The sequence below is a fragment of the Paenibacillus filicis genome, assembly GCF_038070315.1.
Classification (GTDB): Bacteria; Bacillota; Bacilli; order Paenibacillales; family NBRC-103111; genus Paenibacillus_G; species Paenibacillus_G filicis.
On sequence record NZ_JBBPCC010000001.1, the window covers coordinates 763,389 to 787,125 of the forward strand.

At 52.4% G+C, this 23,737-nt stretch carries 21 protein-coding genes; 4 read left to right on the plus strand and 17 right to left on the minus strand.

Annotation, left to right across the window (positions count from 1 at the left end; genetic code table 11):
- Window positions 1–130 precede the first annotated feature (130 nt).
- The 8 genes from glnA to WMW72_RS03525 all read right to left on the minus strand — a co-directional run bounded on the left by glnA (window position 131) and on the right by WMW72_RS03525 (window position 9,220).
- Window positions 131–1,555 (minus strand): type I glutamate--ammonia ligase, encoded by a 1,425-nt coding sequence (gene glnA, locus WMW72_RS03490; RefSeq protein WP_341414008.1) that lies wholly within the window; start codon window positions 1,553–1,555, stop codon window positions 131–133.
- 269 nt (window positions 1,556–1,824) lie between these two features.
- Window positions 1,825–2,862: a 3-deoxy-7-phosphoheptulonate synthase gene (gene aroF / locus WMW72_RS03495; RefSeq protein WP_341414099.1), complete on the minus strand. Its 1,038-nt coding sequence runs from the start codon at window positions 2,860–2,862 to the stop codon at window positions 1,825–1,827.
- Between the two features lie 210 nt (window positions 2,863–3,072).
- A complete protein-coding gene (locus tag WMW72_RS03500) occupies window positions 3,073–3,591 on the minus strand; it encodes a DUF2062 domain-containing protein (protein WP_341414009.1) in 519 nt (172 codons plus the stop codon).
- Window positions 3,592–3,611: 20 nt separating this feature from the next.
- Window positions 3,612–4,568 carry a 4-hydroxy-3-methylbut-2-enyl diphosphate reductase gene (locus WMW72_RS03505; protein ID WP_341414010.1) on the minus strand — a complete coding sequence of 319 codons (957 nt, stop codon included), beginning with the start codon at window positions 4,566–4,568 and terminating at the stop codon, window positions 3,612–3,614.
- Window positions 4,569–4,605: 37 nt separating this feature from the next.
- Window positions 4,606–6,153, minus strand: coding sequence for a sensor histidine kinase (locus tag WMW72_RS03510; RefSeq protein ID WP_341414011.1), 1,548 nt, complete (start codon window positions 6,151–6,153; stop codon window positions 4,606–4,608).
- Window position 6,154: 1 nt separating this feature from the next.
- A complete protein-coding gene (locus tag WMW72_RS03515; protein WP_341414012.1) occupies window positions 6,155–6,847 on the minus strand; it encodes a response regulator transcription factor in 693 nt (230 codons plus the stop codon).
- A gap of 120 nt (window positions 6,848–6,967) precedes the next feature.
- Complete coding sequence (locus tag WMW72_RS03520) at window positions 6,968–8,566, minus strand: S1C family serine protease (protein WP_341414013.1); 1,599 nt, start codon at window positions 8,564–8,566, stop codon at window positions 6,968–6,970.
- Between the two features lie 243 nt (window positions 8,567–8,809).
- The gene (locus WMW72_RS03525) at window positions 8,810–9,220 is read right to left on the minus strand and encodes a YugN family protein (protein WP_341414014.1); all 411 of its coding nucleotides are present in this window, start codon (window positions 9,218–9,220) and stop codon (window positions 8,810–8,812) included.
- A 234-nt stretch (window positions 9,221–9,454) separates the two neighbouring features.
- Here WMW72_RS03525 and WMW72_RS03530 point away from each other — a divergent pair, with 234 nt between their 5' ends.
- Window positions 9,455–10,747 (plus strand): ammonium transporter, encoded by a 1,293-nt coding sequence (locus tag WMW72_RS03530; protein WP_341414015.1) that lies wholly within the window; start codon window positions 9,455–9,457, stop codon window positions 10,745–10,747.
- A gap of 146 nt (window positions 10,748–10,893) precedes the next feature.
- On the opposite strand, the gene WMW72_RS03535 is transcribed toward WMW72_RS03530, so the two are convergent.
- The 5 genes from WMW72_RS03535 to ytxC all read right to left on the minus strand — a co-directional run bounded on the left by WMW72_RS03535 (window position 10,894) and on the right by ytxC (window position 15,674).
- Window positions 10,894–11,274, minus strand: a complete 381-nt coding sequence (locus WMW72_RS03535; protein WP_341414016.1) for a hypothetical protein — start codon at window positions 11,272–11,274, stop codon at window positions 10,894–10,896.
- A 117-nt stretch (window positions 11,275–11,391) separates the two neighbouring features.
- Window positions 11,392–11,544, minus strand: a complete 153-nt coding sequence (locus WMW72_RS03540) for a hypothetical protein (protein WP_341414017.1) — start codon at window positions 11,542–11,544, stop codon at window positions 11,392–11,394.
- Window positions 11,545–11,613: 69 nt separating this feature from the next.
- Window positions 11,614–12,282 carry a 3D domain-containing protein gene (locus WMW72_RS03545; protein ID WP_341414018.1) on the minus strand — a complete coding sequence of 223 codons (669 nt, stop codon included), beginning with the start codon at window positions 12,280–12,282 and terminating at the stop codon, window positions 11,614–11,616.
- Between the two features lie 147 nt (window positions 12,283–12,429).
- Window positions 12,430–14,373, minus strand: coding sequence for a threonine--tRNA ligase (gene thrS, locus WMW72_RS03550; RefSeq protein WP_341414019.1), 1,944 nt, complete (start codon window positions 14,371–14,373; stop codon window positions 12,430–12,432).
- A gap of 374 nt (window positions 14,374–14,747) precedes the next feature.
- Window positions 14,748–15,674: a sporulation protein YtxC gene (gene ytxC, locus WMW72_RS03555; RefSeq protein WP_341414020.1), complete on the minus strand. Its 927-nt coding sequence runs from the start codon at window positions 15,672–15,674 to the stop codon at window positions 14,748–14,750.
- A gap of 135 nt (window positions 15,675–15,809) precedes the next feature.
- On the opposite strand from ytxC, the gene WMW72_RS03560 reads away from it, so the two are divergent.
- Together WMW72_RS03560 and WMW72_RS03565 are read left to right on the plus strand one after the other, a co-directional pair.
- Window positions 15,810–16,922 carry a GGDEF domain-containing protein gene (locus WMW72_RS03560; RefSeq protein ID WP_341414021.1) on the plus strand — a complete coding sequence of 371 codons (1,113 nt, stop codon included), beginning with the start codon at window positions 15,810–15,812 and terminating at the stop codon, window positions 16,920–16,922.
- A 116-nt stretch (window positions 16,923–17,038) separates the two neighbouring features.
- Complete coding sequence (locus WMW72_RS03565; RefSeq protein WP_341414022.1) at window positions 17,039–18,694, plus strand: L,D-transpeptidase family protein; 1,656 nt, start codon at window positions 17,039–17,041, stop codon at window positions 18,692–18,694.
- Window positions 18,695–18,750: 56 nt separating this feature from the next.
- On the opposite strand, the gene WMW72_RS03570 is transcribed toward WMW72_RS03565, so the two are convergent.
- A complete protein-coding gene (locus WMW72_RS03570) occupies window positions 18,751–18,972 on the minus strand; it encodes a helix-turn-helix domain-containing protein (RefSeq protein WP_341414023.1) in 222 nt (73 codons plus the stop codon).
- Between the two features lie 110 nt (window positions 18,973–19,082).
- On the opposite strand from WMW72_RS03570, the gene WMW72_RS03575 reads away from it, so the two are divergent.
- Window positions 19,083–19,787: a YHYH domain-containing protein gene (locus WMW72_RS03575; protein ID WP_341414024.1), complete on the plus strand. Its 705-nt coding sequence runs from the start codon at window positions 19,083–19,085 to the stop codon at window positions 19,785–19,787.
- A 100-nt stretch (window positions 19,788–19,887) separates the two neighbouring features.
- On the opposite strand, the gene WMW72_RS03580 is transcribed toward WMW72_RS03575, so the two are convergent.
- From WMW72_RS03580 to WMW72_RS03590, 3 genes are all read right to left on the minus strand, one after another.
- Window positions 19,888–20,742, minus strand: coding sequence for an alpha/beta fold hydrolase (locus WMW72_RS03580; protein WP_341414025.1), 855 nt, complete (start codon window positions 20,740–20,742; stop codon window positions 19,888–19,890).
- 231 nt (window positions 20,743–20,973) lie between these two features.
- Entirely contained in the window at window positions 20,974–22,113 is a 1,140-nt protein-coding gene (gene mqnC, locus WMW72_RS03585; protein WP_341414026.1) for a cyclic dehypoxanthinyl futalosine synthase, read from the minus strand.
- A 205-nt stretch (window positions 22,114–22,318) separates the two neighbouring features.
- Window positions 22,319–23,530: an EAL domain-containing protein gene (locus WMW72_RS03590; protein ID WP_341414027.1), complete on the minus strand. Its 1,212-nt coding sequence runs from the start codon at window positions 23,528–23,530 to the stop codon at window positions 22,319–22,321.
- Between the last annotated feature and the right edge of the window lie 207 nt (window positions 23,531–23,737).

The following is a 23,737-nucleotide window of genomic DNA, read 5'->3' on the forward strand; positions in this document are numbered from 1 at the left end:
CTTACCTATCGCTTCCTGTCCAGGGATCTAAGCTCTGGCCATGTCCGGCTTCTGTCCATGCATAGATGTACGCAAAAAAAGCTGTTCCCGGGTCTTGTAGGACCTCAGGAACAGCTTCTTTAAGTTCATCTTACAGATCGAAGTACAGGGAGTACTCGTGCGGATGAATTCGGATCGAGACTGCTTTCGCTTCGTCACGCTTGATGGACACATAGTTGTCGATGAAGTCCTTCGTGAAGACGCCGCCTTCGGTCAGGAACTCATAGTCAGCTTCAAGAGCGTTAAGCGCTTCGTCGAGCGTACCTGGTACGCTGCGGATTTCTTTCTTCTCCGCATCGGACAGCTCGTAGATATTTTTGTCGTAAGGACCATAGCCCAGTGCACTTGGATCGATTTTCTTCTTGATACCGTCCAGACCTGCAAGCAGCATAGCTGCGAAGGACAAGTATGGGTTAGCTGTGCTGTCCGGTGTACGGAACTCGATGCGACAGCCTTTAGGCGTAACGGCAGCAACTGGAATACGAACTGCAGCGGAACGGTTGCCTTTGGAGAATACCAGGTTAACCGGTGCTTCGTAGCCAGGAACCAGACGTTTGAACGAGTTGGTGCTTGGGTTCGTCAAAGCGATCAGGGCTGGAGCATGGTACAGAATACCGCCGATGTAGTGCAGGGCCATCTCGCTCAGGTTAGCGTAGCCGTTTTTGTCATAGAACAAAGGCTCATCGCCATTGAAGATGGATTGGTGAACGTGCATACCGCTACCGTTGTCGCCGAAGAGCGGCTTAGGCATGAAGGTTGCGACTTTGCCGTATTGGCGTGCCGTGTTTTGCACGATATATTTGTATTTCATCAGGTTATCGGCTGTCTTAGTCAGCGTGTCGAAGCGGAAGTTGATCTCGCCTTGACCGGCTGTTGCCACTTCGTGGTGATGGCGCTCGATGCGAAGACCGGCTTCCATCAGCAGACGACACATTTCGGAACGGATATCTTGTTGAGTATCGGTTGGAGCAACTGGCACATAGCCGCCTTTGTGGCCGACTTTAAAGCCCAAGTTGCCGCCTTCTTCCTTACGGTTGGAGTTCCAGTGAGCTTCTTCGGAATCTACAAAGTAAGAGGAAGAGTTTTGCTTGCTTTCGAAACGAACTTCGTCAAAGATGAAGAATTCGGATTCAGGCGCGAAAAATGCTGCCGTACCTACGCCTGCTTGTTGCAGATATTCTTCAGCCTTCTGAGCAATACCGCGCGGATCGCGCTCATATCGTGCTCCGTCCGGCGTGTGAATGCTACACATAATGATCAAAGTCGGATGAGCCGTGAATGGATCAATATAGGAGGACTCTGTGTCCGGCAGCATAACCATGTCGGATTCCTCGATGCCGCGGAAACCGATGATGGAAGAACCGTCGAAAGCTACGCCGTTCTCGAATGTGGACTCATCCACTTCAACTGCAGGCAATGAAATATGATGCGCTCTGCCATTAAGATCGACAAAACGGAAGTCTACCCACTCGATACCTTTTTCTTTGATGGTGTTTAACACATTTTGAACTGACATAGACTGCTTACCTCCTAAATTCCGAACATTTTTGGCTGTTCAGTCGTTCATTGTTCAAGTTTTGTCTTGAATATGTGGTTATTATAAAACTTATCGACGAGAATCGTCAATACTTATGTCAGGTATTTTTTGTGGATGTGTTAGGTATGCTCACACTCCCTGCTTTTACGTTCACATTTCAGACAAAAAAACAACTTGACGCCGCATATCACCTATGCAGCATCAAGTCGATGAAGTTCAAAAAACGAATATTACAATCATCCGGCATCTTATAAAGGCTGTTTCGGAGTGTCAAAGCGCTTGCCGCAAAGTGGTGCCAATTTCTCCAAATCCTGCATCAGACGGGCGAATTGGTCCGGGAAGAGCGACTGCACACCGTCGCCGGTCATCGAGTTGTCAGGGTCGGTGTGCATCTCGACGATCAGTCCATTGGCTCCTGCGGCGACAGAGGCTTTGCTCATCGGCTCAACCAGCTCGCGACGTCCTGTACCATGGCTGGGATCGGAGATAACCGGCAGATGGCTCAACGATTGGAGCACCGGAATGGCCGCCAAATCCAATGTATTGCGCGTGTAAGATTCGAACGTTCGGATTCCGCGCTCACAGAGCATAACGTTCGGATTTCCGCCGGCGAGGATATATTCCGCCGCATTCAGAAACTCGTCATAGGTCGAGCTGAACCCGCGTTTCAGCAGGACCGGTGTCTGGATCGTGCCGAGCTTGCGCAGCAGATCGAAATTCTGCATATTGCGAGTGCCCACCTGAAGAATATCCGCGTACTCCGCGCATACATCGACGTACTCCGGCGTCATGACCTCCGTGATCGTCAGCACGCCATGCTTCTTCCCCGCTTCCGCCATCATGACGAGCCCTTCGACACCTACGCCCTGGAAGCTGTACGGCCCGGTTCTCGGCTTGAAGGCTCCGCCTCTCAGTACTTGAGCGCCGCTAGCCTTGACCAGGCGCGCAATCTCATCGATCTGTTCGGGCGACTCGACAGCACAAGGTCCTCCCATAATGACGAGTTGATCTCCACCGATCTCAACGTCCTTAATCTTGATCACAGTCGAGTCCGGATGGAAGTCCCGGCTGGCCAGCTTGTAGGACTTGGAGATTTTCACAACCTGCTCGACACCGGACAGCTGACGGATCTGCTCAGCGAGCACCGGCGTAGCCTTCCCGATAATACCGACCACCGTGCGGTCTACTCCGCGGGACACATGCGCCTGCACATCATGCTTTTCAATGAAATGAACAATTTCAAGAATCCGTTCTTCCGTTGTTTTATTGGATATGATAGCAATCATCATAGTCAGCCCTTTCCATGGCAGAATAATAGAAACACTTTCGCGCTTCGATGCTTATACGCTTTTAAGCTTTTAATCACTAAAGCGATTATATAACGAATAGCTCTGAATCGTCAAGCCGAAAGACGACTGCTTTCAATAAGAAAAAGACGACAGGCGCTCCACGCGCATCTGTCGTCCTTCCCATGCATACAGGACTTGCAGCCCTGCTTAATGCACAATCAACTGCTCCTTACGCTTCTGCCGCTTATCCTTACGCTTCTGATGAAACCACTCGAGCGTCCACTTAATGGGAAAAAAGACAATAAGCCCGAGAATCAGTCCATCGATGACCCCGCCTACAAACAGCTTCAAGTTAAACTTAATGAAGGTCTCCAGCCAATGAGGCAGCACATGCAGCCAATTGCCGTGAACACGATGAGGCAGCACCAGATCTCCAATTATTCGATGGAGGAAGGAGAATGGAATATAGATAATCTTGCCGAATACGAAACCGATCAGTGCCGCCGCCACGCTGCCTCGCAGCAAGTAAACTAGAGGGAAGATGAGAAAAAAAGCCAGCCCTGCCGTAGGCAACGTGAACATTTCCACAAACAGCCCGATGGAGAACCCCATCGCCACCATCGCAGGTCCGCCCTTCGCGCGAATAAGCTGCAAATACTTGTACTTGAACCAGCGGCCGATGGCTCTGGGCTGAAACTTAGCCTTCGGTTTCGCGGCTTTGCTCATAGCGTATCCTTCTTTCCCGATCAGTCTGTTTTGCCGGCTTTCGATCGTACTGCTGGTATCAGACGCGCCAGATTAGCGGTTCTGCGGATTTCCCAAGTGGACGGATCATCCTCTTGATAGCGTTCCAGGTAATCGATAACTTCCTTGGTGATCGGAGTAGGCGTCGAAGCCCCCGAGGTCACGCCTACACGGCGAACCGGAGCCAGCCACTCCCGCTTCAGCTCGGTAATATCGCCGATGCGGTAAGCCCTGACCCCGGCAATCTCCTCGGATACCTGCGCAAGCCGATTGGAATTATTGCTTCGCGGGTCGCCGACGACCAGAATCAGGTCTGCATCCTTCGCCTGCTCGGCTACAGCCTCCTGACGCACCTGTGTAGCCATACAAATCTCGTTATGAATTTCCGCCTGAGGGAACGTCTCCAGCAGCCGGTTCATGATATGCTTGATATCCCACTGCGACATCGTCGTCTGGTTGGTGATAACAATCTTCTTGCCGGACAAGTCCAGCTCGTCGATCTCCTCCAGCCTCTCGATCAGATGCACGCGCTCCGGAGCAACCCCTATTGCCCCTTCTGGTTCAGGATGCCCCTTCTTCCCGATATAGATGATATGGTAATCTTCGGCTGTTTTCTCCCGGATCAGATCATGGGTTTTCGTCACATCGGGGCAGGTTGCATCGACGACCGACAAACCGCGTTCACGTGCTCGCCGACGCACTTCGGGAGACACGCCGTGAGCTGTGAAAATAACCGTTCCCTCCGTCACCTGCTCCAAAATTTCAAGCCGATTAGGACCATCCAGCGTAACGATGCCTTCCTTCTCAAAAAAATCGGTCACATGAGAATTATGAACGATCATGCCCAATATATATACCGGCCTCGGCAAGTTGAAGTTTTGCGCCGTTTGCATAGCCAGCTTCATCGCATCTACGACCCCATAGCAGTAGCCACGGGGAGAAATTCTGAGTACGTCCACGCCTAGCACCGCCTGTCGAAATTAGTCTATTCATCCATTATACCCGATTCCCGTCAGAGAGGAAATGGGCGGACGAGTTTACCTCTTCCAGACCCGTTAGCGGTGCGACAGGAAGCCAGATGATAAAGGTCGAACCCTCACCCTTAGCAGTCATGACTTCAATCGAGCCTTGATGCTCGTCAATAATCCACTTGGCAATCGACAGCCCCAGGCCGGTGCCGGCCTTCTGTCCCCGAGATACGTCCGCACGGTAGAACCGCTCGAAAATATGCGGAACCTCGTCCTTCTCCATCCCGATGCCCGTATCCTCGATGCTGATGCCGACCTGTCCGGCATGAAGCCTTACCTCCATCCGCACGTATCCCTCTTCGGTATACTTGAAAGCATTCTCGATAAAGATGAACAGCAGCTGCTGCAAGTAGTCCGGACTGCCGTAAATATAGCTGCCAGCAGCGGCAGATAAATCCCCGACCCGCCAATCTGAAGTCCGAGGAAGCAGCACGGCCTTGCGGGCGACGTCCTCCAGGAGCGTCTTGACCTCCAGCTCGCGCTTCGGCATCTGAATGCCGGCATCCGCTCGGGCCAGCGCAAGCAGATCGTTCACCAGACGCGACATGCGCTCTGCTTCATCCGAAATATCTCGCATAGCCTCCAGACTGAGTTCAATCGCCGGCGTTGTTGTGGCATATTGCCGCTGCATCTCCGTCTGCCTCCACATCTTCTCCAGCAGCTCCACATTCCCCCGGATCGTCGTGAGCGGCGTTCTCAACTCGTGTGATGCGTCGGACACGAATCTCCGCTGAGCGGCAAAGGCCTCCTCCATCTCCACATAAGCAGCCTGTAGACGCTCCAGCATGCCGTTGATCGTCTCCGTCAGCACGCCAATCTCGTCACCGGGACCGTTGTACTCGATCCGTCGCTGCAGATCGGCGCCCTTCTCAATTTGATTGGTCGCAGAGATGACCTGCTCGATCGGTCTAAGCGCCTTCCTCGCGAGGAACCAGCCGATGGACGCCGCCAGCAGAATCCCCACCAGCATAGAGACGGTCAGCACCAGACGGAGCTTGCCGAACAGTTGTTCATAGTGGCCGATGAAGAAGGCAGCCTGCATCATCCCGATCGGCTTGTCCTTCGGACTGAAAATGGAGGAAGCGTAGACAGGAGCGTTATAGATTAAGAAGTCATAGCCATTGATACGGACCCTCTCATACAGGCAATTGCTGTCCTCTGCCAGTACACAGGCCACCTTCTTGTCATTGACGCCAGGAAATTCAAGCCCTGCCTCGATCAGCTCATCCGAGCGAAACTTGCGGCCGTCCTGCAGATTGACAACTTGCACCAACAGCTTGCTGCTGCGGATCGAATTGCGGCCGGACAGCTCAAAGTTAAAGCCGAAGCCTTGTGAGGAAATGACCGGCAGCGCCTTGATGCGCGGCAGCACATAATTAGCCTCATCCTTGAGATCAGGCTTGAGACCCGCAAAAATAATGTAATTCATATATAGATACAAACCGAGCGCCAGCACAAAGAGCGTTGCCGTCAAAATCCCTGTGTACCATAGTGTCAGGCGCAAGCGAATGGACATATCAAGCCTCTCCTCTTAGCACGTAACCCGCGCCTCGAACAGTAATAATCACGCGCTTATGTCCGTGCTCTTCTGTTTTTTGCCGCAGCAGCGCAATATAAACCTCCAGTACGTTGGATTCCCCGCTATAATCGTAGCCCCAGATCTTCTCCATAATAATATCCCGGGACAGCACCCTCCGCGGGTTCTGCAGGAACAGATGAAGCAGATCAAACTCCTTGGTCGTCAGCTCAATCCGCTGTCCTCCGCGGAATACCTCGCGGGTATCCAGATCCATGAACACATCCTGGTACTGCAGCTTGTTCGCAGAGTTATCCGCCTTCTCTGTCGTCTTGCGGCGCAGCAGGACGCGGACGCGGGCGAGCAGCTCTTCCAAGGCGAACGGCTTGACCAGGTAATCGTCAGCTCCGAGATCCAATCCCTTCACTCGATCGCTAACCTCGTCCTTGGCCGTAAGCATCAGCACCGGCACCTCGGAACCGCCCTCCCGGATCCGGCGGACCACTTCCCAGCCGTCCAGCTGGGGCATCATCACATCCAGAATGACCACGTCCGGCTCGTCCTCGAGAATCTGCTTTAGCCCGTCCATGCCATGATTCGCGGTCATCACCGAATACCCTTCGAATGCCAAGCTCCTGCGGAGCATAGATGTAATTTTTTCGTCGTCATCAATCACCAATATTTTCTCTCGCACGCGCGAATCACCGCCTTCCCCGTTATTTTACCTAAATTCCGGCCAGGAATCTAATCGTCCCTTCAAACAAAAAAGAAGCAGGGCGTCCTCCCAGGCAGCCCTGCTTCTTGGTGAGCCGACTTACTCGGCATTCCGGTTGCCGACCGTCACCTCGATGTTCTGTTTCTTCCCGTCGCGCATAACACCGATCGATACTTTATCGCCAACCTTGGCCTTCTTAATCGCTTCGCTGACCTCCGACGGCGTCTTCACCTTCGTACCGCCTACGTCCACGATAACGTCATAAGGACGAATACCTGCGGTAAAGGCCGGGCTCTTGCGCTCAACTTGTGAGACGATAGCTCCCTGGTTGTTTTCGAGCTTCAGCTCGGACACCCACTCCTTGTCGATATCGGCCATCGTGATACCCACAAACGGCACCGGTTCCTTCGGAATCTTCACATTGTTTTTGAGATTCTCCAGTACGGAAGAAATCGTGCTCGTCGGAATCGCAAAGCCGATACCCTGAGCCTGTGCACTGACAGCTGTATTGATACCGATGACCTCGCCGTTAAGATTCAACAGCGGCCCACCCGAGTTGCCGGGATTAATGGAAGCGTCGGTTTGCAGCAAGTGCTTGTAGTTACGCGTTCCGTTGGCATCCGGGATACTGATCGGACGTTCCTTGGCACTGAGTACGCCGACCGTTACCGTATGGTCGAAGCCGTACGGGTTACCGATAGCGACAACCCAGTCACCTTCCCTCAGATCATCTGCACTGCCCAGCGGGAGTGTCGGGAACTCTTTGCCGCTCTCCGGCGTAATCTTCAGGGCTGCTAAGTCGAGATCATAGCTGTTGCCCAGCAGCTCGGCCTTGAATGGCTCCTTGTGATCCTGGACATAGACCCAGATCTCATCGGCTCCGTCGATCACGTGCTCATTGGTCAGAATATAGCCGGACTTTTCGAAGATAAATCCGGTTCCCATCCCTCCCGGCTGCAATTGGCCGCCTTGATTCGGCTGCTGAGAGCTGCCGCCGCCGAAGTCATCTCCGAAGAACTGGCGGAAGAACGGATCGTTAAACAGCGAATTGCCGCCGCGGGTATTTTTGGGCTTGACCTTCGTCTCAATCTTCACGACCGCCGGACTCGACTGTTCCACGATCGAGGAGATATTGTTAGGACGCGTCATGTCCAGAGCCGTCGGACGGACGGCGCCGCTTCCTCCGGAAGAAGCCGGGACTGATGAACTGCTGCCAGCTCCTGTCATCACGCCTTCGCCTCCGGTAAATAGGTTGTATTTATCCGAAAGGAACATCAGCGACCCGACCACGACCACGCCAGCCATGAAGGCAGCAAACATACTGCGAAATCCGCTTCCCTTCCTAGGTGGCTGCGAATCCGAAAACTGCCACTGGCCTTGACCCGAAGAATCTCCGTCGCCCGTATAGAACGGACGGATGGGCTTCGGAGGTGTCACCTCAACAGGTGAAGAGCCGCTGCTGTCGCTTGCACTCGTCGACTCCGCCGACTTCGACTGATACGGACCGTAGGAGAAATAATGAGAGGAGCGGCCTCCGCTATCTGTTGACCTCTCCTGCGAAGAACCGGACGCGTCTGCTTGCGAATCCGGGGCCTTCGCCTGATTGCCCTCGCGGTCTTCCGGCTGGCGGAAGAAATCGTTGAAGGGGTTATAAGAACCGTTGGAATTGTTATTCGAATTGTTATTGTTGTTTTCCATACGTGGTTACCTCCGTTTCGATGATCGGAAATGAGTAAGGGATAAGGACATCACCCATGGTTGTTCCTCTTGATTTACATATTGAACCTGTAACCTTAAAACAACCTTAAAGAAACATAAAACGAAGGTAAAGTCAGTAAAGTGTTTTGTCGAACAACAAAGAACTCTTCGACTAGTAAAGGAAAAGCACGATGGCAAAGAAGACCAGGGGAGTCTTCCCAAGGTCTTCTTCGTCGTCGCGGGCTAATGTACCCAGCGGTTCTCTACTTCCTGCAGCAGCGACCTCGCCTGATCGATCCACTTGTCCTCGACCGGCGCATCTTTATCCACCGGCTCCTGGAATTGATCGATAAGCGCACCAACGACCCGAATCTGAGCTTCCGCATCCAATCCTTCATTATAAAGATGCTTAAGCACGAAAGGAGACCCCAATTGAATGACCGTACCGGTACCGCCATGTTCACCTTCCAGCAAGCCGTGCGTAACCTCAAACGGTATACGGAGCCATACCTTATGCCCTTCATCTAAATATCGGTCGAAGCACCCATGCTCATAGTCCCAATTGCCGCCCAACGCAAACTCCAGCGGCTGCAGCACACTTATCGCTTTGTCAAAAGGCTCTTCGACCCCGACCAGCTTTGACTCCAATGGCACCACTTCAACATTCCCCCATCCATCCTATGTAGGTATCTATAGAATGAACGTGATCCGGAGAAAATATGCTTGTCCCGTGAAAGCAAGCTTGCAAGCTTGCCATCGGAAACATGTCATCTAGGAGAAACAAGCTCATGTAATGCAAGTTAACGTCTTTCGTTGACATAGTTGCCACCCGAACTTTATAATGGGAACCGAAACCGCTTTAACCGAGGATTGGGGGAATCGATTACCATGGATTTGACCGCATTGCAGAGCGGTTTGGATACGATTTGGGTCGTGCTGACCGCTGCCATGATTTTGTTGATGGAAGGCGGTTTTGCTTTGCTCGAAGCCGGCTTTGTCAGGCAGAAAAACGCCGTCAGCATCATTATGAAAGTATTCGTAGACATCACATTCGGAGCGCTTATTTTCTTCTTTTTTGGATTCGGACTGATGTACGGGGAGGATTTTGCGGGACTTATCGGGACAAGCGGGTTCCTGATGGGAGGGGATCTGACCCATATTCAGCTTACCATCTCTCATGATACGTATTGGCTATTCCAATGCGCCTTTGTCATCGCGGTCATTTCGATCGTGTCAGGAGCGGTAGCGGAACGTATCGACTTCCGTGCCTATATTCTGTTTGCCATTGCGATGACTGGCTTTATTTATCCTATCGCCGGCCACTGGATATGGAGCACAGGCGGATGGCTGGGTAAGCTTGGCATGATCGATTTCGCCGGCTCCGCCACCATCCACGCGCTTGGCGGTTTCGCCGCTCTGGCCGCAGCGATGCTGATCGGGCCAAGGATCGGAAAATTTACCAAGGACGGCGTAGCCAACATTGTGCCACCTTCCAACCTGCCGCTTGCCTCGGTAGGGGCTTTTATCCTCTGGTTCGGCTGGTTCGGCTTCAACTCAGGCAGTACACTTAGCGCTACGAACAGCTCCATCGGGCATATCGCCGTCACGACCATGCTGTCGGCTTCTGCTGGCGGCGCGACATGCATTCTATTCACGATGTTCCGTTATCGCAAAGCCGACCCTCCCATGGTCATCAATGGCTCGCTGGCCGGATTGGTCGGGATTACGGCAGGCTGTGCATTCGTGAGCGATCTGGTCGCGATCGGCATCGGAGCAGTATGTGGGATCGCGATGGTCTTCGCGACCGAATATCTCGAATCCAAGCGAATTGACGATCCGGTGGGCGCTTTCGCCGTGCATGGCGTCAGTGGCAGCATCGGGGCGCTGGCTGTAGGATTATTCGCCCGTCCGGACCTCACGGAGGGAGTCGGCCGGGGCTACAGCGGGCTTTTCTATGGGGGCGGCTTCCAACTGCTCGGCGTCCAGGCGCTAGGTCTCATAGTCGTGATCGTATGGGGCTTCGGGCTGACCTGGATCGCCTTCAAGCTAATCGGCCGGGTAGTAAGAGTGCGGGTTAGCCGCGACGAGGAGCTGGTTGGCCTCGATGTCGGGATTCACGGCGTGCCTGCTTATAGCCAGGAGCATGATTTTATCGAGCTCGGACAGCTCAAAGACAGATAGTACGATGCTACAACAATAGCCCGCTCTCCTCGTCTGAAGGAGCCGCGGGCTTATATCTTGGCCAACAAAAAAACACCCCCAGCTTCCGCCTAGAAGTGCTTCATCCCTATTAGCCACTCATTCGGCCGAGCCGCTCTCCCCATGCGTTACGAGGAAATTTGCTTAGCTAGTTCATCGCTGACACTTACCAGATCCGAGGGATCGCTCTCGGTCAGAATTGAACGAGCCTGATCAACCTCCAGACGAAGCTGGCGGATCTGCTCCATCGGCTTCTTCACATAATGGATATATTCGACGGCAAGATGATGGTCCGGCTTCTTTCCCGCAAACATCCGACGAAAAGCTGACATCGCCTGATAGCTCCGTTCTTCGATTTGCCGTTTTTTCTCATAGCGGTCTATCACCTGTTCCATCTCTGCGATTTGCGCTTCTTTATGAGCGATAAAAGCCTCTAAGAAAGGATATACTTCGGCCGCTTTCCGTTTGCTCAGCAACGCCGGACCTCCAGCTATCCAGGCATTCACCATGACACATCACCTTCCTAATGACGTAAGGATTCATCACAATGAATTTATTCTACACGATAACTAACAAAAAGGAAACCCCGGCTTTAGGCCAGGGGTTCCCTTTTTCAGAAGTCTTGCTTATTTTTGAGCTTGGTTTGCCTCATTGGTTTGGTCTGCAGCGTTATTCGCTTGATTCGCGTTGTTGTTGGCTGCTACTTCTTGGGAAAACTCAGCATTGTATTGCTGATTGTTGTTTTTGCTGTTTTTGTTGTTGTTGTTGTTCTTGGCCATGGATATCACCTCCCCGACAACCATTAGTATGGTTGGTTTGAGAAGATATTATGATGGAAATCTTTGCTTTTATCTTAGGAAATCTTCTTTCATTTGCTTCCACATTGTCTCCGTGATTTTCCCTTCGCCCCGACTCACAACGAATACATTCAATGTTTTTTTGCCCCATTCTTTATATACCTGATCCTTGGTTTCAAAGTACAAATCAATCCGGTTTCCTTTGATAGCTCCACCCGTGTCAGCCACAACCCCGTAGCCATAGCCGGGGATATACAGTACCGTACCGAGCGGAAATACGTTCGGATCAGCTGCAATCGTAGACAGCGAGCCATAATCACGGGATACCTTGAGTCCTGAGAACGTGACTCCGTATTCGGGATGTCCCGGATTTTTACCTGTTGATTCCCTCCCTGCGTAGTAGCCGGTAGCCGTTACCTCCACCGCACTTAGCTTCGACAAGTCCTGATCCTGACGCGGGAACAGCTTGTAGTTCCGCTGTCTTCGCGCCCCTGCTTCTGCAGCCTTCACACTTGTCTTGCTATCCGGCGAACTTACACCGGCACTGGATGGCAAGGGCTGATTCGCCGCTCCCGCAGCAGCAGGAATAGTGGCTGCTGGCGCAGAATTCGCAGTTGGGAGAATCGGTGGAGTTCGATTTTCTTCAAGCCACAACAAGACGGACAGAATCGCAACAAAGAAAACAATCCACTTGGCATGACTTGCATTTTTCGTTAGCATAGGTTTTGTTAAACCTCCCCTTAATATAAAAGACTGTCCATCAAGGAAAGGTTCTATACACCGGAAGGAAAACTGCACCTACAAATGCAAAAAAGCCCTCCCGTGAAAAAGGAAGGGCCTTGCTCTTCATACTTGCTTGCTAATTGCCTAGAATATCGTCTTGTTCACAATGTCATCTTGAATCATCGCAATGACCTGCTCGGTGCTTTGCGCGCCCAGATCGCCCGCCCCACGCTTGCGCACAGAAGCTCCTTGCGACTGAACCTCGTTCTCGCCTACGACGAGCATATATGGAATTTTCTCCAGCTGCGCTTCCCGGATCTTGTAGCCGAGCTTCTCGTTGCGCAGATCCGCTTCGACCCGGATGCCCGCCGCTTGCAGCTTCTCCTGCAGCTCCCTGGCGTACGTTTCGAAGTTGCCGGAAACCGGCAAAATCTTCGCCTGAACAGGGCTTAGCCAGGTTGGAAGCGCTCCGGCGAAATTCTCCAGCAGGAACGCCGTCATGCGTTCCATCGTGGAGATGATGCCGCGGTGGATAACCACCGGACGGTGCTTCTGCCCGTCGTTGCCCACATACTCAAGCTGGAACCGCTCAGGCAGCAGGAAGTCCAATTGGGCGGTAGACAGCGTTTCTTCCTTCTTCAGCGCCGTCTTGATCTGCACGTCCAGCTTCGGTCCGTAGAAGGCCGCCTCACCCTCAGCTTCGAAGAACGGCAAGCCAAGCTCCTCGACAACCTCACGAAGCATCCGCTGCGACATTTCCCACATCTCGTCATTCTGGAAGTATTTCTCCGTATCCTTCGGATCGCGGTAGGACAGACGGAAGCGATAGTCCTTAATGCCGAAGTCATCATACACATGACGGATCAGGTTGACGACACGGGCGAATTCTTCCTTGATCTGATCCGGACGGCAGAAGATATGGGCATCATTCAAGGTCATCGCACGCACGCGGTGCAAGCCTGTCAAGGCGCCTGACATCTCATAACGGTGCATCGTGCCGAGCTCCGCAATCCGTACCGGCAGATCGCGGTAGCTGCGCATGTCGCTCTTATACACCATCATATGATGCGGACAGTTCATGGGACGCAGCACGAGCTCCTCATTGTCCATGATCATCTTGGGGAACATATCCTCCTGGTAGTGCTCCCAGTGACCGCTTGTCTTGTACAGCTCGACATTGGCCAGAACCGGTGTATACACATGCTGGTATCCCAGACGTTCTTCCAGATCTACAATATACCGTTCCATCGTGCGGCGGATCTTGGCGCCGTTCGGCAGCCAGAGCGGCAGCCCTTGTCCAACCTCACTGGAGAATCCGAACACCTTCAGCTCCTTGCCGAGCTTGCGGTGATCGCGCTTCTTGGCTTCTTCCAGCAGGTGAAGATGCTCGTCGAGCTCTGCTTTCTTGGGGAAGGCTGTGCCGTAAATCCGCTGCAGCATCTTGTTCTTGGAATCGCCGCGCCAGTATGCGCCCGCTACGCTAAGCAGCTTGAACGCCTTGATGCGTCCGGTCGAGGGCAAGTGCGGGCCGCGGCACAGGTCGAAGAATTCGCCCTGATCGTAGATCGTCAGCACGGAGTCCTCAGGCAGATCGCGGATCAGCTCCAGCTTGAGCGGATCCTCCAGCTCCGTGAAGATGCTAATCGCTTCTTCGCGGCTGACGACACGGCGGCGGATCGGCAGATTCTCCTGCACGATGCGCTCCATCTCCTTCTCAATTTTGACCAGATCCTCCGGAGTAATGGAGCTTTCGAGATCGATATCATAATAGAAACCGTCCTCGATGACCGGACCGATTCCGAGCTTGACCGTTTTTTCGCCGTAGATGCGTTTGATCGCTTGGGCCATCAAGTGAGCCGTACTGTGGCGGTACACCTCAAGTCCCGCTTCGCTGTCTAACGTTACGATCTCAAGTGCCGCATCCTCTTCAATCGCCGTATTCAGATCGACGGCCTTGCCATTGAGCTTGCCAATGACCGCATTTTTCTTCAAGCCGCTGCTGATGGAGCCTGCAACCTCTTCGATCGTCGTTCCTTGCTCATACTCCCGAACGGCTCCGTCCGGAAACGATACCTTTACTGCTGCCATGTCGTTCAAACCTCCGTATTCAAGTAAGAGTTGCTCCATTCGGAGCCTTAGCCAGTGCTAAAGTAAGCCTTCAGAGAACAAAAAAAAGCGCAATCCTCCCGTCAAGGGACGAGTGCGCTTGGCTCGTGGTTCCACCCTAATTCAATCCGTGCGTGACTGGTTTAGATGCTCCAGCCGTTCCATACGCAGCAGATCCTTCAGCATTCGTTAACGAGAATGACTCGGCAGCTTATACTTAACATCTCCCTGAAGAGAAGCCGTTCCATGCCGCGGCTACAAAGGGGTAAACGACTGTCGCCAAACCGGAGGAGATTACAGCCGGGGTCCCCTCTCTCTGAGCGGTGCTTCAGACGTTATTGTCTTTGGTTGTTGCCTTACCCTTTATTATATTCAGCCGCGGCCGAACGGTCAAGGTTATGGCATAGTCGGCAGTAGCCACACAGCTCCACACGGTTCTCGAAAATCTGCCGGATGGTCTTAATCACCTGGGCATCCGGCTCCCGGGTATGAATATAGATGGTTTGAGGGGACACCGTAATCAGCGTGCTGACGATCATGTCCTCGAAATTCATATCCTTCTCCAGCATCTCTACCGTGACGATAGCATCTGGGTCATCCGTCTCGATCTGCTCCATACGGTCATTCAGCAGAGTGAACTCGTTGCCCCCCTTGTGCACGAGATGAACAAACGGAATTTTGGCCTCCTGAATGTAGACAAAATATTGCAGCAGAGAAATGAACTCCTGGTACTGCCGGTCCATGACAAATTCATCGACCGCATATTCCACGACATCGCGCAGCTCCTGCTTGTACGACTGGAGCCGGAAGCGCAGCAAGCCGTCCAGGTGAAGCACAGTCTCCGTGCTGACATAAGCCTCAATCTCCGTGGCCAGCTTTTCCTTGCGTCTGGACATCGCCAGCCGGTACTCCTCTCCCTCGTCATGCCCCTCCCCGAGCATCTGCTCGCAGTAGGCCAGGATCTGCTCCGCTTCTTCTTCCTGACTGTAATGAAAATCGTCACGGATGAGCTTGCCCAGCAGTCCCCTCTCCTCATGGCGCATCACATAATCAGCCAGCGCCACTGCAGACTCTGCTTGAAATTGCTGGCTATCCTGATCCAATCGGAAGGCAGGCAGCCGCCCGGACAATTCGATCCTGCTTATCCCCTCTTGGCTATCCACAGTCATCTGAATTTTATTTTTATTATGTAACAGCTCTCCGCTATGCGCGAAGACTTGGGCAAAATGCTCCGACTGGGCTTCCGAACGTACAGAGGCTACAACGGTTAACAGCTTCATCATCCTGGTACACTCCTTTCGGTGCCGCTTGCTTATCTTCCCCTAAAGTATATGGCCCACCAGTACCATATATACAAATAACAAGCCCCCATGGTATAGTAATAAATGAGATTTACACAGAATTATGGAGTGAGTCCTATGGTTTTTGATGTGGTTAATCATGCCAAGATGCCGCGTTGGAACCGGAGGTTTCTGAACGGTTATTGGATTATAGCTGTCCTATGTATCGTGGCAAGCGTAGTGATTGCCCGCATCAACAGCTTCATGAACGCACAGGATTTCCCGATCGCGCTTCTCGGTCAGTATGCATGCTGGACCTGCGTCGGGCTTTTAGTCGTTGAGGCCGCCATGAGGTTGCTGAAGCGCTGGAGTGACTACATTGTCATTGCTGGGAGTCTTGTCCTTTCTCTCAATCTAATTGCCGCCTTTCCTTTGGTTCTGCCGACGCTGGCAACTTTGTTTTTACCGATATTGACCTCGATTTTTTATTTTCAGAGACATAAAATCGGGTTTGCTTTGCTGGTTACCGTCTCTTCCTTCTGGATCTTATACGGCGTAAAGCTTAGACATATGCCCTTCTACAGCTGGATCGATCTGTTCGTGATGACGAACGTGCTGGTCGTTGGTACCATAGTGGGGCTGGAAGTTATGAGACGCGGTTCCGATCTCATGAAGGATCTCCGTTCGACGATTGCATCCGAGCAGGATCTGCTGGTCAAAAACATCTTGATGGACAAGCTGGCCAAGACGGATGCGCTAACCGGGCTATACAATCACATGTCCTTCCATGAATATCTGGAGGAACTGATCCGGCAAGGGGAACAAAATGAACTGACGTTCCAGCTTGCTCTGCTCGACATTGATCACTTCAAGAAAGTCAATGATACTTACGGCCACAGAGCCGGAGATGCCGTATTGAAGAAAGTCGCTTCGATCTTTCAGGAAATGGTTTCGCCCAATGACTTTCCGGCCCGCTATGGAGGCGAGGAATTTGCCATCTTGTTTACAGAAACGGATATCCGTGACGCCATGCAGCAGTTGGAGCGAATTCGTCATCATATCTCGGCGGTGCGTCATGATGAATTAAGTGGAAATCCGATCACGATCAGTATCGGTCTGCATGCCTACCGCAAGGGCTGCACCAAGGAGGATCTCTTCGGAGGCGCCGATACCGCCCTATACCGTGCCAAGCATAAAGGTCGTAACCGGATCGAATTGTTCCAGGAAGAACGCGTGACCTTGTCCTCCTAATGAGGGCAAGGTTTTTTTATCCAGATAAGGATACAAGTTGTATTAAATATTGCTGTTTATTCTATATTATGATACTATTTGTATCATTAGACCTTATGGAAGCTAGGAGGATTGTGATGCAGTCAACACGCAGTCGGTTCCCCTCTCCATCCGCAAACCAATTGGTGCGCCTGCGCAAAAACCTTTATGTAAACCGTCATGATCCGCTGTATCATCAGAAAGTCATCCGGTATCTGGATCCTCACTCTCCCGAGGCCCATTTCCGTCTGGCCCAGCATTATGAACAGCGGGAGCTGCCGAACAAGGCGCTCCTGCACTATAAACAAGCGATGCATACCTATCCCTCGGAGTATTACTATCCGGCATCGGCAGCTATTCGCCGTCTGGAGCAGCCCGAGAAACCGCTTGAAGCCGGATCCTCCGTGCCTATTGATGAATATTATGATACAAATCGTATCAACAAAGCATTTCCTCTGTTTCTGAAGGTTTTGCTGCTAACCCTGCTGCTCATCAATGCGCTGCTGTTGTTGTTATTTTTTACGCCTCCTGCCAGTGTATCCAAGGTCATTACGTTCCTGAAGCCTTGGTCTGCGGTCGGAAAGTCCGTGACCTATGAAAGCCAAGAACGACCTTTCGTCCTGCATCTGCCATACGGCCGGTCCGATCTGCAGGTCGAGGAGGCGCTCCACAAGAAGGCACTCACTTTAGCTGAGGCGTATCCGGACTCCTCTATCGTCTTATACGGAGTTTCTTCACCTGCAGCCGATGAAGACTTGAAAGCGGTTCCTCTTCCGGATGAAAGCTGGAAAGATCGGGCGTTTGTCGTAGCCGAATATAATCCCGCCGTTGACCGTGCCGTCAAGATCAGGTTTCTTCATCCCGATCTCTTCAAATCGCGCAATCAGGCCGCCGCTAACCTGGTCCGGACAGCTCTAGTAGCCTACCAGCAGGCTTACGGACAAGCACCGGCATCGATTTCCGATCTGCTTGGAGACTATCCTCACAATTACTTAAGCACCCTTCCTTCGGAAGCGGGGACAGGTTCGGACGTTGTCCGGACCTTTTTTGATGGCAGCGGAGGCTGGGTGTATGAGCGCAGCGCCCAATCTCCGGAGCTGATGTTCTATCCCAACACGGCAGCATACGGCCCTGGTGCGGTTCAGGAGAAGCAGACGTCTGCCCTTCTTCCGTTCCAGCCGGTACGCTTGCATGTGAATAGGTCTGAGCACACGGTTGAGCTGCGAAGCGGTGAGCTGATCATGGCACGTTACCCCATTGGAGTAGGAGCCGACGGGGCCACGCCTTCGGGAACGTATCACGTCAGCCAGCGCGTGCGAGAACCGCAGGGGCGTACCCCGGACGTCTATGGGTCTGCTGCGCTCGGATTAGGCGAGATCGCACTTCACGGCACTTCCGACGAAACCTCCGTCGGAGGAAATGTATCCTTGGGCTGTATCCGGTTGAACAACCGGGATATGGAGGCTCTATTTCCACTGGTACCGATCGGCACGGAGGTGGTCATCGGGGATGGCTCGGGAGCAGATTCGGGGGCTAGCGTGGCTAGCCGTTTAAGCCCGAATACTTCCAGGAGTGCGGGCGATCCCGGTGTGGCAGCCAGGCCATTAAGCGGATCAACCGTACTGGAAGGGAGTAGCGGGAGAAAAGCGGAGACGGCAATCGGAGACTTGTTATTTCTTGCTAACCCTTCACAGCCAGAGGAAAAACAGCGTGAGAAAGCGCCGGGCGGAACCGTATTTCATTGGCTCGGCTAGCCTGGATGTCACGCTAATAAAGGGATGCGGGAGAGGACATTACATGCTGGCAGACGTTAATTTAGTCCAGCCTCATACCCAGCCAGTCGGAGCAGCTCCTCCGTGTGATCCTGCTGCAGCGCTCGTGCCAGGGAAAGCACAGCTTCCCGGGTCGGAATGAGCTCATCCTTCTCGATGGCGTGGCTCAATGAATAGCTGATGCCGGACTTCTCCGACAGCTTGCGAAGCGTCAGCTCCTGCTGCTGGCGCAGCTGCTTAATACGTGTACCGAAGGTCATCTTGAAACCTGCTTTCCTGAATATGATAGGATTGTGTTAAATTCCATTTGGTGGTAACATAATTAGGTAATTAGAACTAATAACGCGGGACAACCAAGGAGACTATTCAGATGAACCCCAGATCACTCGCTTTATCGCTCGTGCTTTTCTTAGGCGTCGCTTCCAGCGTTTCCGCCCATCCGGGCAGAACCGATGCGAAGGGCGGACATACGTGCAGGACCAACTGCGAGAAGTGGGGCTTGAAGTACGGAGAATACCATTACCACAATGGGGGCAGCAGCAGCGGGTCTTCCAGTAGTAGCAGTTCTTCCGGCAGCAGCTCTTCCAGCAGCAAATCTGGCTCAACAACCCCATCTGAGTCTGCATCCGCACTTTCCCGTACGGAAACTGCCATTTCCGTCAAGTCCCCGGACTTCAGCGTATCGATCAACGGACAGCAGATCGATAACGCCACGTCCAGCTATCCTGTGTTCGTATACAAGGATATTACGTATTTTCCCATGACGTGGAGCTATACGCAAGCCCTTGGTCTCGAAACCAAGTGGGATGCCGACGTCGGATTTGTCATCCGCAAGACAGACAATCCGGCATCGCCGCTAGCACTGGACACTGGGAAGGCTGCAGGCGCCTGGAAAGCCAAGCTCCCCTCCTTTTCCATCTTCGTCAACGATGCCTGGGTCGACAATGCGAAGGAAGATTATCCGGTATTGGTAATGAACGATGTCACCTACTTCCCCATGACCTGGCATTATGCTGTGGAGGAATTGAGTCTGACGACAAAGTTCGAAAATAATACCTTCTACATTTCCAAATAACTGGAGGGCTATAGCTCTCCACATGAACAAGATAGCTGCCTGTCTGGCCAGGAAGGCCGGAAGGGCAGCTATTTTAATTTTATTACAACACCGAATCCATTCATTCGGCGGGTACGACCCAATCGAGAAGGATGGAGTCCGTCAGCTCCGGCTCCTCGAACATCGGATTATGGCCGCTTTGCCGGAAAATAACCTTTGTCACATGCGGATGTCGCTCTTCGACTGTATCCCACAAAGAAGTGGGGGCCACTAGATAATCGTATGCTCCCAGACCTAGGAGCACTGGCTGGTGAATATCCGCCAGCATGTCCAGCAGGTCAAGCTGTGCAAAGGCCTCGCCCCATAGATGATCAATAACCGGCATATTCGTATAGACTCCGTCCCACATCCGAGATGCATCAAACTCATAATCGTAAAAGCTATGTGCCCCCATACGTACCAGCAGATGGGCAAACCGTCGCTCCGGCTCCCTCTCTAGTTCAGCAGCCAAACCCGCTATATCTTCTTCAAACTTCTTTTTTCTGCCCAGACTGGCAGTTTCATCGAAATACGCAAAGCTCTGCTGCTGCCTTTCCTGACGATTTGAAGGCGCCGAGTTCATCAGAACAACTTTTCTGACCTGTCCAGGGTACTGTCTGGCGTATTCGGCAGCAAGAAATGCATGCCCCGAGTGGCCCAGAATGACAAAATCCTCAATTCCAAGCCGCTCCCTCATCGTTTCGATGTCAGAGACGATCTGGCCCAGCAAATAATCCTCCGGCTCCAACTCACGCGGCGCAGGAACAAAGCCCCGATGATCAATGAAAATCAATTGAAGCTTACTCCGCAAGGCTTTAGAAAAAAGCCGGGGATAGTACACGGAGCTTCCCACAATCAGAACCGGCAAGCCTTCTCCTTCGATGCGGTAGCCCAGTTCAAAACCGTCGATATGTATGGTTCCTTGATGTGTTTTCATAAATGGAGCGCTCCTTAAGTCTATAAGTTTAATAGCGTAGCAGGGTAAGGAGAGAGGGGTCCCTCCAATCTCTCATCAACAGGAAAGAAGATCTCAAGTACCGTATAACATATGCGGCTGTGTAGCTTAACGCATGCGTCCGGCCCAAGGTTTCCATATTAAGAAACGCTTGGCTGTCAGAAATCCTGAAAGGGATTCATGACGGCCAAGCGTCGCTATTTCAATTTAGATTTAATTCTGCATCACAAAATCATGCTCGACCTTCGCATTCACATCGTCAAACACTCGCAAAATCTCGTAGCGGGTATTGCGCTGCGCAGGAATCTTGCCCGCCGCGCGGATCAAATCAAGCGTCGATCCGATGTTGACCTTATGTGTCGTGCCTGCCGCAGAGACTACGTTCTCCTCAATCATCGTCGAGCCGAAGTCATTGCAGCCGAAGTGCAGCGATTGCTTGCCGACCTCTGGTCCCATCGTGACCCAGGACGACTGGAAGTTCTTGATATTATCCAGCATAATCCGGCTGATCGCTACATTCTTCAGATAATCCTCAGCGCCCAGCTTCTCGGCCTTCAGATTCGTATTGTCCGGCTGGAAGGTCCAGGAGATAAAGGCCAGGAAGCCTTCCGATGGATGCCCTGCACGGATACATTCATCCTGCGCCTCGCGGATGCGCAGCAAGTGCATCGCCCGCTCCTCGTAGGTCTCGCCGAAGCCGATGACCATCGTAGCCGTCGTATTCATCCCGATACGGTGAGCCGTCTTCATGACGTCCATCCACTCGGTCCATGAGCCCTTTTTCCGGCTGATTTTCCGGCGTGTCCGGTCGTCCAGAATCTCGGCGCCGCCTCCAGGCAGCGAATCCAGACCCGCCTCATGCAGCGCACGCACGACTTCTTCCAGCGACAGACCCTCGGATACTTCCTTCATTTTCATGATCTCCGCAGGGGAGAAGGAATGCATCGTGATTTGCGGGAACCGCTTCTTGATCTCACGCAGAATATTCGTATAATACGTGAATGGCAGATCGGGATTCGTCCCGCCCTGCATCAGAATCTCTGTTCCCTTCACATCGAGCGTTTCCTGAATTTTCTGGAAGATCGTCTCGTCCGGCAGCACGTAGCCTTCCTTTGATCCTGGCGCACGGTAAAAAGCACAGAAGCGGCAGTACACATCGCAAATATTCGTATAATTCACATTGCGTCCGATCACGAAGGTCGTAATCGGGTCTGGATGATACTTAAGCATCATCTGGTTGGCAACGTGGCCCATTTTTTCAATCTGATCTGATTCATATAACGCTACGCAATCCTCGACGCTCAACCGGTTGCCGGCAAGCGCTTGTTCCAAAATCCGGTCGACGGAACTCATCGCAGATCATCTCCTTTATCCTCTCCATCCTACCATAAAACGCACGTATTTCGCTATAACTAAAGCCCAATGAACAAGAACGTATGTACGTTGATCACAGATTGTTAATAAAACTTTCAAACCAGGGGCAGATGCCTCATTCCCGTTGTGCCGTCCAGACGAAAAAAGCCCGTCGACATAGTTACGTCAACGGACTACTATTTGTTTAGGCTGGCCGTACCCTGCGGTGATGCTCCAGCTTTTCCTGCATCAGCTTGAGCTGCTGCACCCGTTCCTGATCGGGAACAAGCGGCTGGGGCCGGGCAAAGTAAAAGCCTTGTACCATGTTGACGCGCATATCAACCAGCGTGTTTGCTTCTTCCTCGCGCTCGACGCCTTCGGCGATCACTTCGCAGTTAATATGCTCGGCCACATGCAGAAGTGCCTTCAGCAGCGACTGCTTCACGGACATCTGATCGATATTGGAGATGACCGAACGGTCGATCTTGATCATATCGGGAATCAGCTCGGAGATGGACTGAAGACTGGAATACCCTGCTCCGGCATCGTCTACAGCAAACCGGAAGCCATGTGCCCGGAACGCCTTCATGATCGCACCCAGATGTTCAAAGTCCCGGATCGCGTGGCGCTCTGTAATCTCCAGTACGATCTGCGAGGCCTTCACCCCCGGATACAAGCGTAGCATGTCCAGCAAATGATTCAAGAACAACGGGTGCCCCAGAGAAACCGGGGTGACGTTCAGAAAGACCTGCTCACGGATACATCGTTCCGAAATTTCCCGAAACGCCTTCTTAATCACAACGAACTCCATCTTGCTAAGCAAGTCAGCCTGATAGGCGAGATCAAACAGCTCGGCAGGCGTGTGAAAAGGCGTGTTCAGCGGGCCTCGGGTCAAGATCTCCCAGCCGAAGATTTCACCACTCGATAAGTTCATGATCGGCTGCGCCAGCACGCTGATATTCTCATGCTTGACGATCTGCAGCAGCTGATCTCTTGCTTCGCTGAAATGAGCGGGCAATTTCTTCGTCGCAATGGAACGCGCATAGTGGTAGGCGCTTTGCACCGCGGCAGCCGTATTCTCGATATCAGGTCCGATGACATAGCAGCCTGCAACGAAATTAACCTGCTCGCTGCGGGTTCCGACTTGTGCTTGCAGGTGCAGGCGCCGCTCCAACTCGCGAAGCAGCAGCAGGCTTTTTCGCTGCAGTTCATCATAGCCCGTTCCCGGGTTAACTTTTACAAACAAACCGTATTCTTCTTCTCCACAGCGCTTGACGCCGATAAGATCAGAAGGCCTGAAGTAGGTAGGCAATATGGTTAATAGCGTGTGCCTGATGCGCTGCTGCAGAGCCACAATCGACTCGTAGGAGGCTGACGCGAAGAGATGATGGTAATTTTCCAGATGCAGTAGAATCAAAGCGCAGGAATTTCCTGTTTTTCTGTGACGCTTAATTAAGGAAAGAACAGGATCACGGAAAACAAATTCCGGGGGAAAAAACCGAAGTGAGTGGTTGGAGAATGGCAGTCGGCAAATCATTTTGATTCTTTGTACCCAATCGCTGCCCGAGAACGAAAGTCTCATAGCTTCTCCCCTATTCCGTCGCAGAATGTCATTAAAATCCAT

Bases quoted from the DNA above. Each gene is read 5' to 3' on its own strand.
- glnA (WP_341414008.1), bottom strand. From the start codon at position 1,555: ATGTCAGTTCAAAATGTGTTAAACACCATCAAAGAAAAAGGTATCGAG.
- aroF (WP_341414099.1), bottom strand. From the start codon at position 2,862: ATGATTGCTATCATATCCAATAAAACAACGGAAGAACGGATTCTTGAA.
- WMW72_RS03500 (WP_341414009.1), bottom strand. From the start codon at position 3,591: ATGAGCAAAGCCGCGAAACCGAAGGCTAAGTTTCAGCCCAGAGCCATC.
- WMW72_RS03510 (WP_341414011.1), bottom strand. From the start codon at position 6,153: ATGTCCATTCGCTTGCGCCTGACACTATGGTACACAGGGATTTTGACG.
- WMW72_RS03520 (WP_341414013.1), bottom strand. From the start codon at position 8,566: ATGGAAAACAACAATAACAATTCGAATAACAATTCCAACGGTTCTTAT.
- WMW72_RS03530 (WP_341414015.1), top strand. From the start codon at position 9,455: ATGGATTTGACCGCATTGCAGAGCGGTTTGGATACGATTTGGGTCGTG.
- WMW72_RS03535 (WP_341414016.1), bottom strand. From the start codon at position 11,274: ATGGTGAATGCCTGGATAGCTGGAGGTCCGGCGTTGCTGAGCAAACGG.
- WMW72_RS03540 (WP_341414017.1), bottom strand. From the start codon at position 11,544: ATGGCCAAGAACAACAACAACAACAAAAACAGCAAAAACAACAATCAG.
- WMW72_RS03545 (WP_341414018.1), bottom strand. From the start codon at position 12,282: ATGCTAACGAAAAATGCAAGTCATGCCAAGTGGATTGTTTTCTTTGTT.
- thrS (WP_341414019.1), bottom strand. From the start codon at position 14,373: ATGGCAGCAGTAAAGGTATCGTTTCCGGACGGAGCCGTTCGGGAGTAT.
- ytxC (WP_341414020.1), bottom strand. From the start codon at position 15,674: ATGATGAAGCTGTTAACCGTTGTAGCCTCTGTACGTTCGGAAGCCCAG.
- WMW72_RS03560 (WP_341414021.1), top strand. From the start codon at position 15,810: ATGGTTTTTGATGTGGTTAATCATGCCAAGATGCCGCGTTGGAACCGG.
- WMW72_RS03565 (WP_341414022.1), top strand. From the start codon at position 17,039: ATGCAGTCAACACGCAGTCGGTTCCCCTCTCCATCCGCAAACCAATTG.
- WMW72_RS03570 (WP_341414023.1), bottom strand. From the start codon at position 18,972: ATGACCTTCGGTACACGTATTAAGCAGCTGCGCCAGCAGCAGGAGCTG.
- WMW72_RS03575 (WP_341414024.1), top strand. From the start codon at position 19,083: ATGAACCCCAGATCACTCGCTTTATCGCTCGTGCTTTTCTTAGGCGTC.
- WMW72_RS03580 (WP_341414025.1), bottom strand. From the start codon at position 20,742: ATGAAAACACATCAAGGAACCATACATATCGACGGTTTTGAACTGGGC.
- mqnC (WP_341414026.1), bottom strand. From the start codon at position 22,113: ATGAGTTCCGTCGACCGGATTTTGGAACAAGCGCTTGCCGGCAACCGG.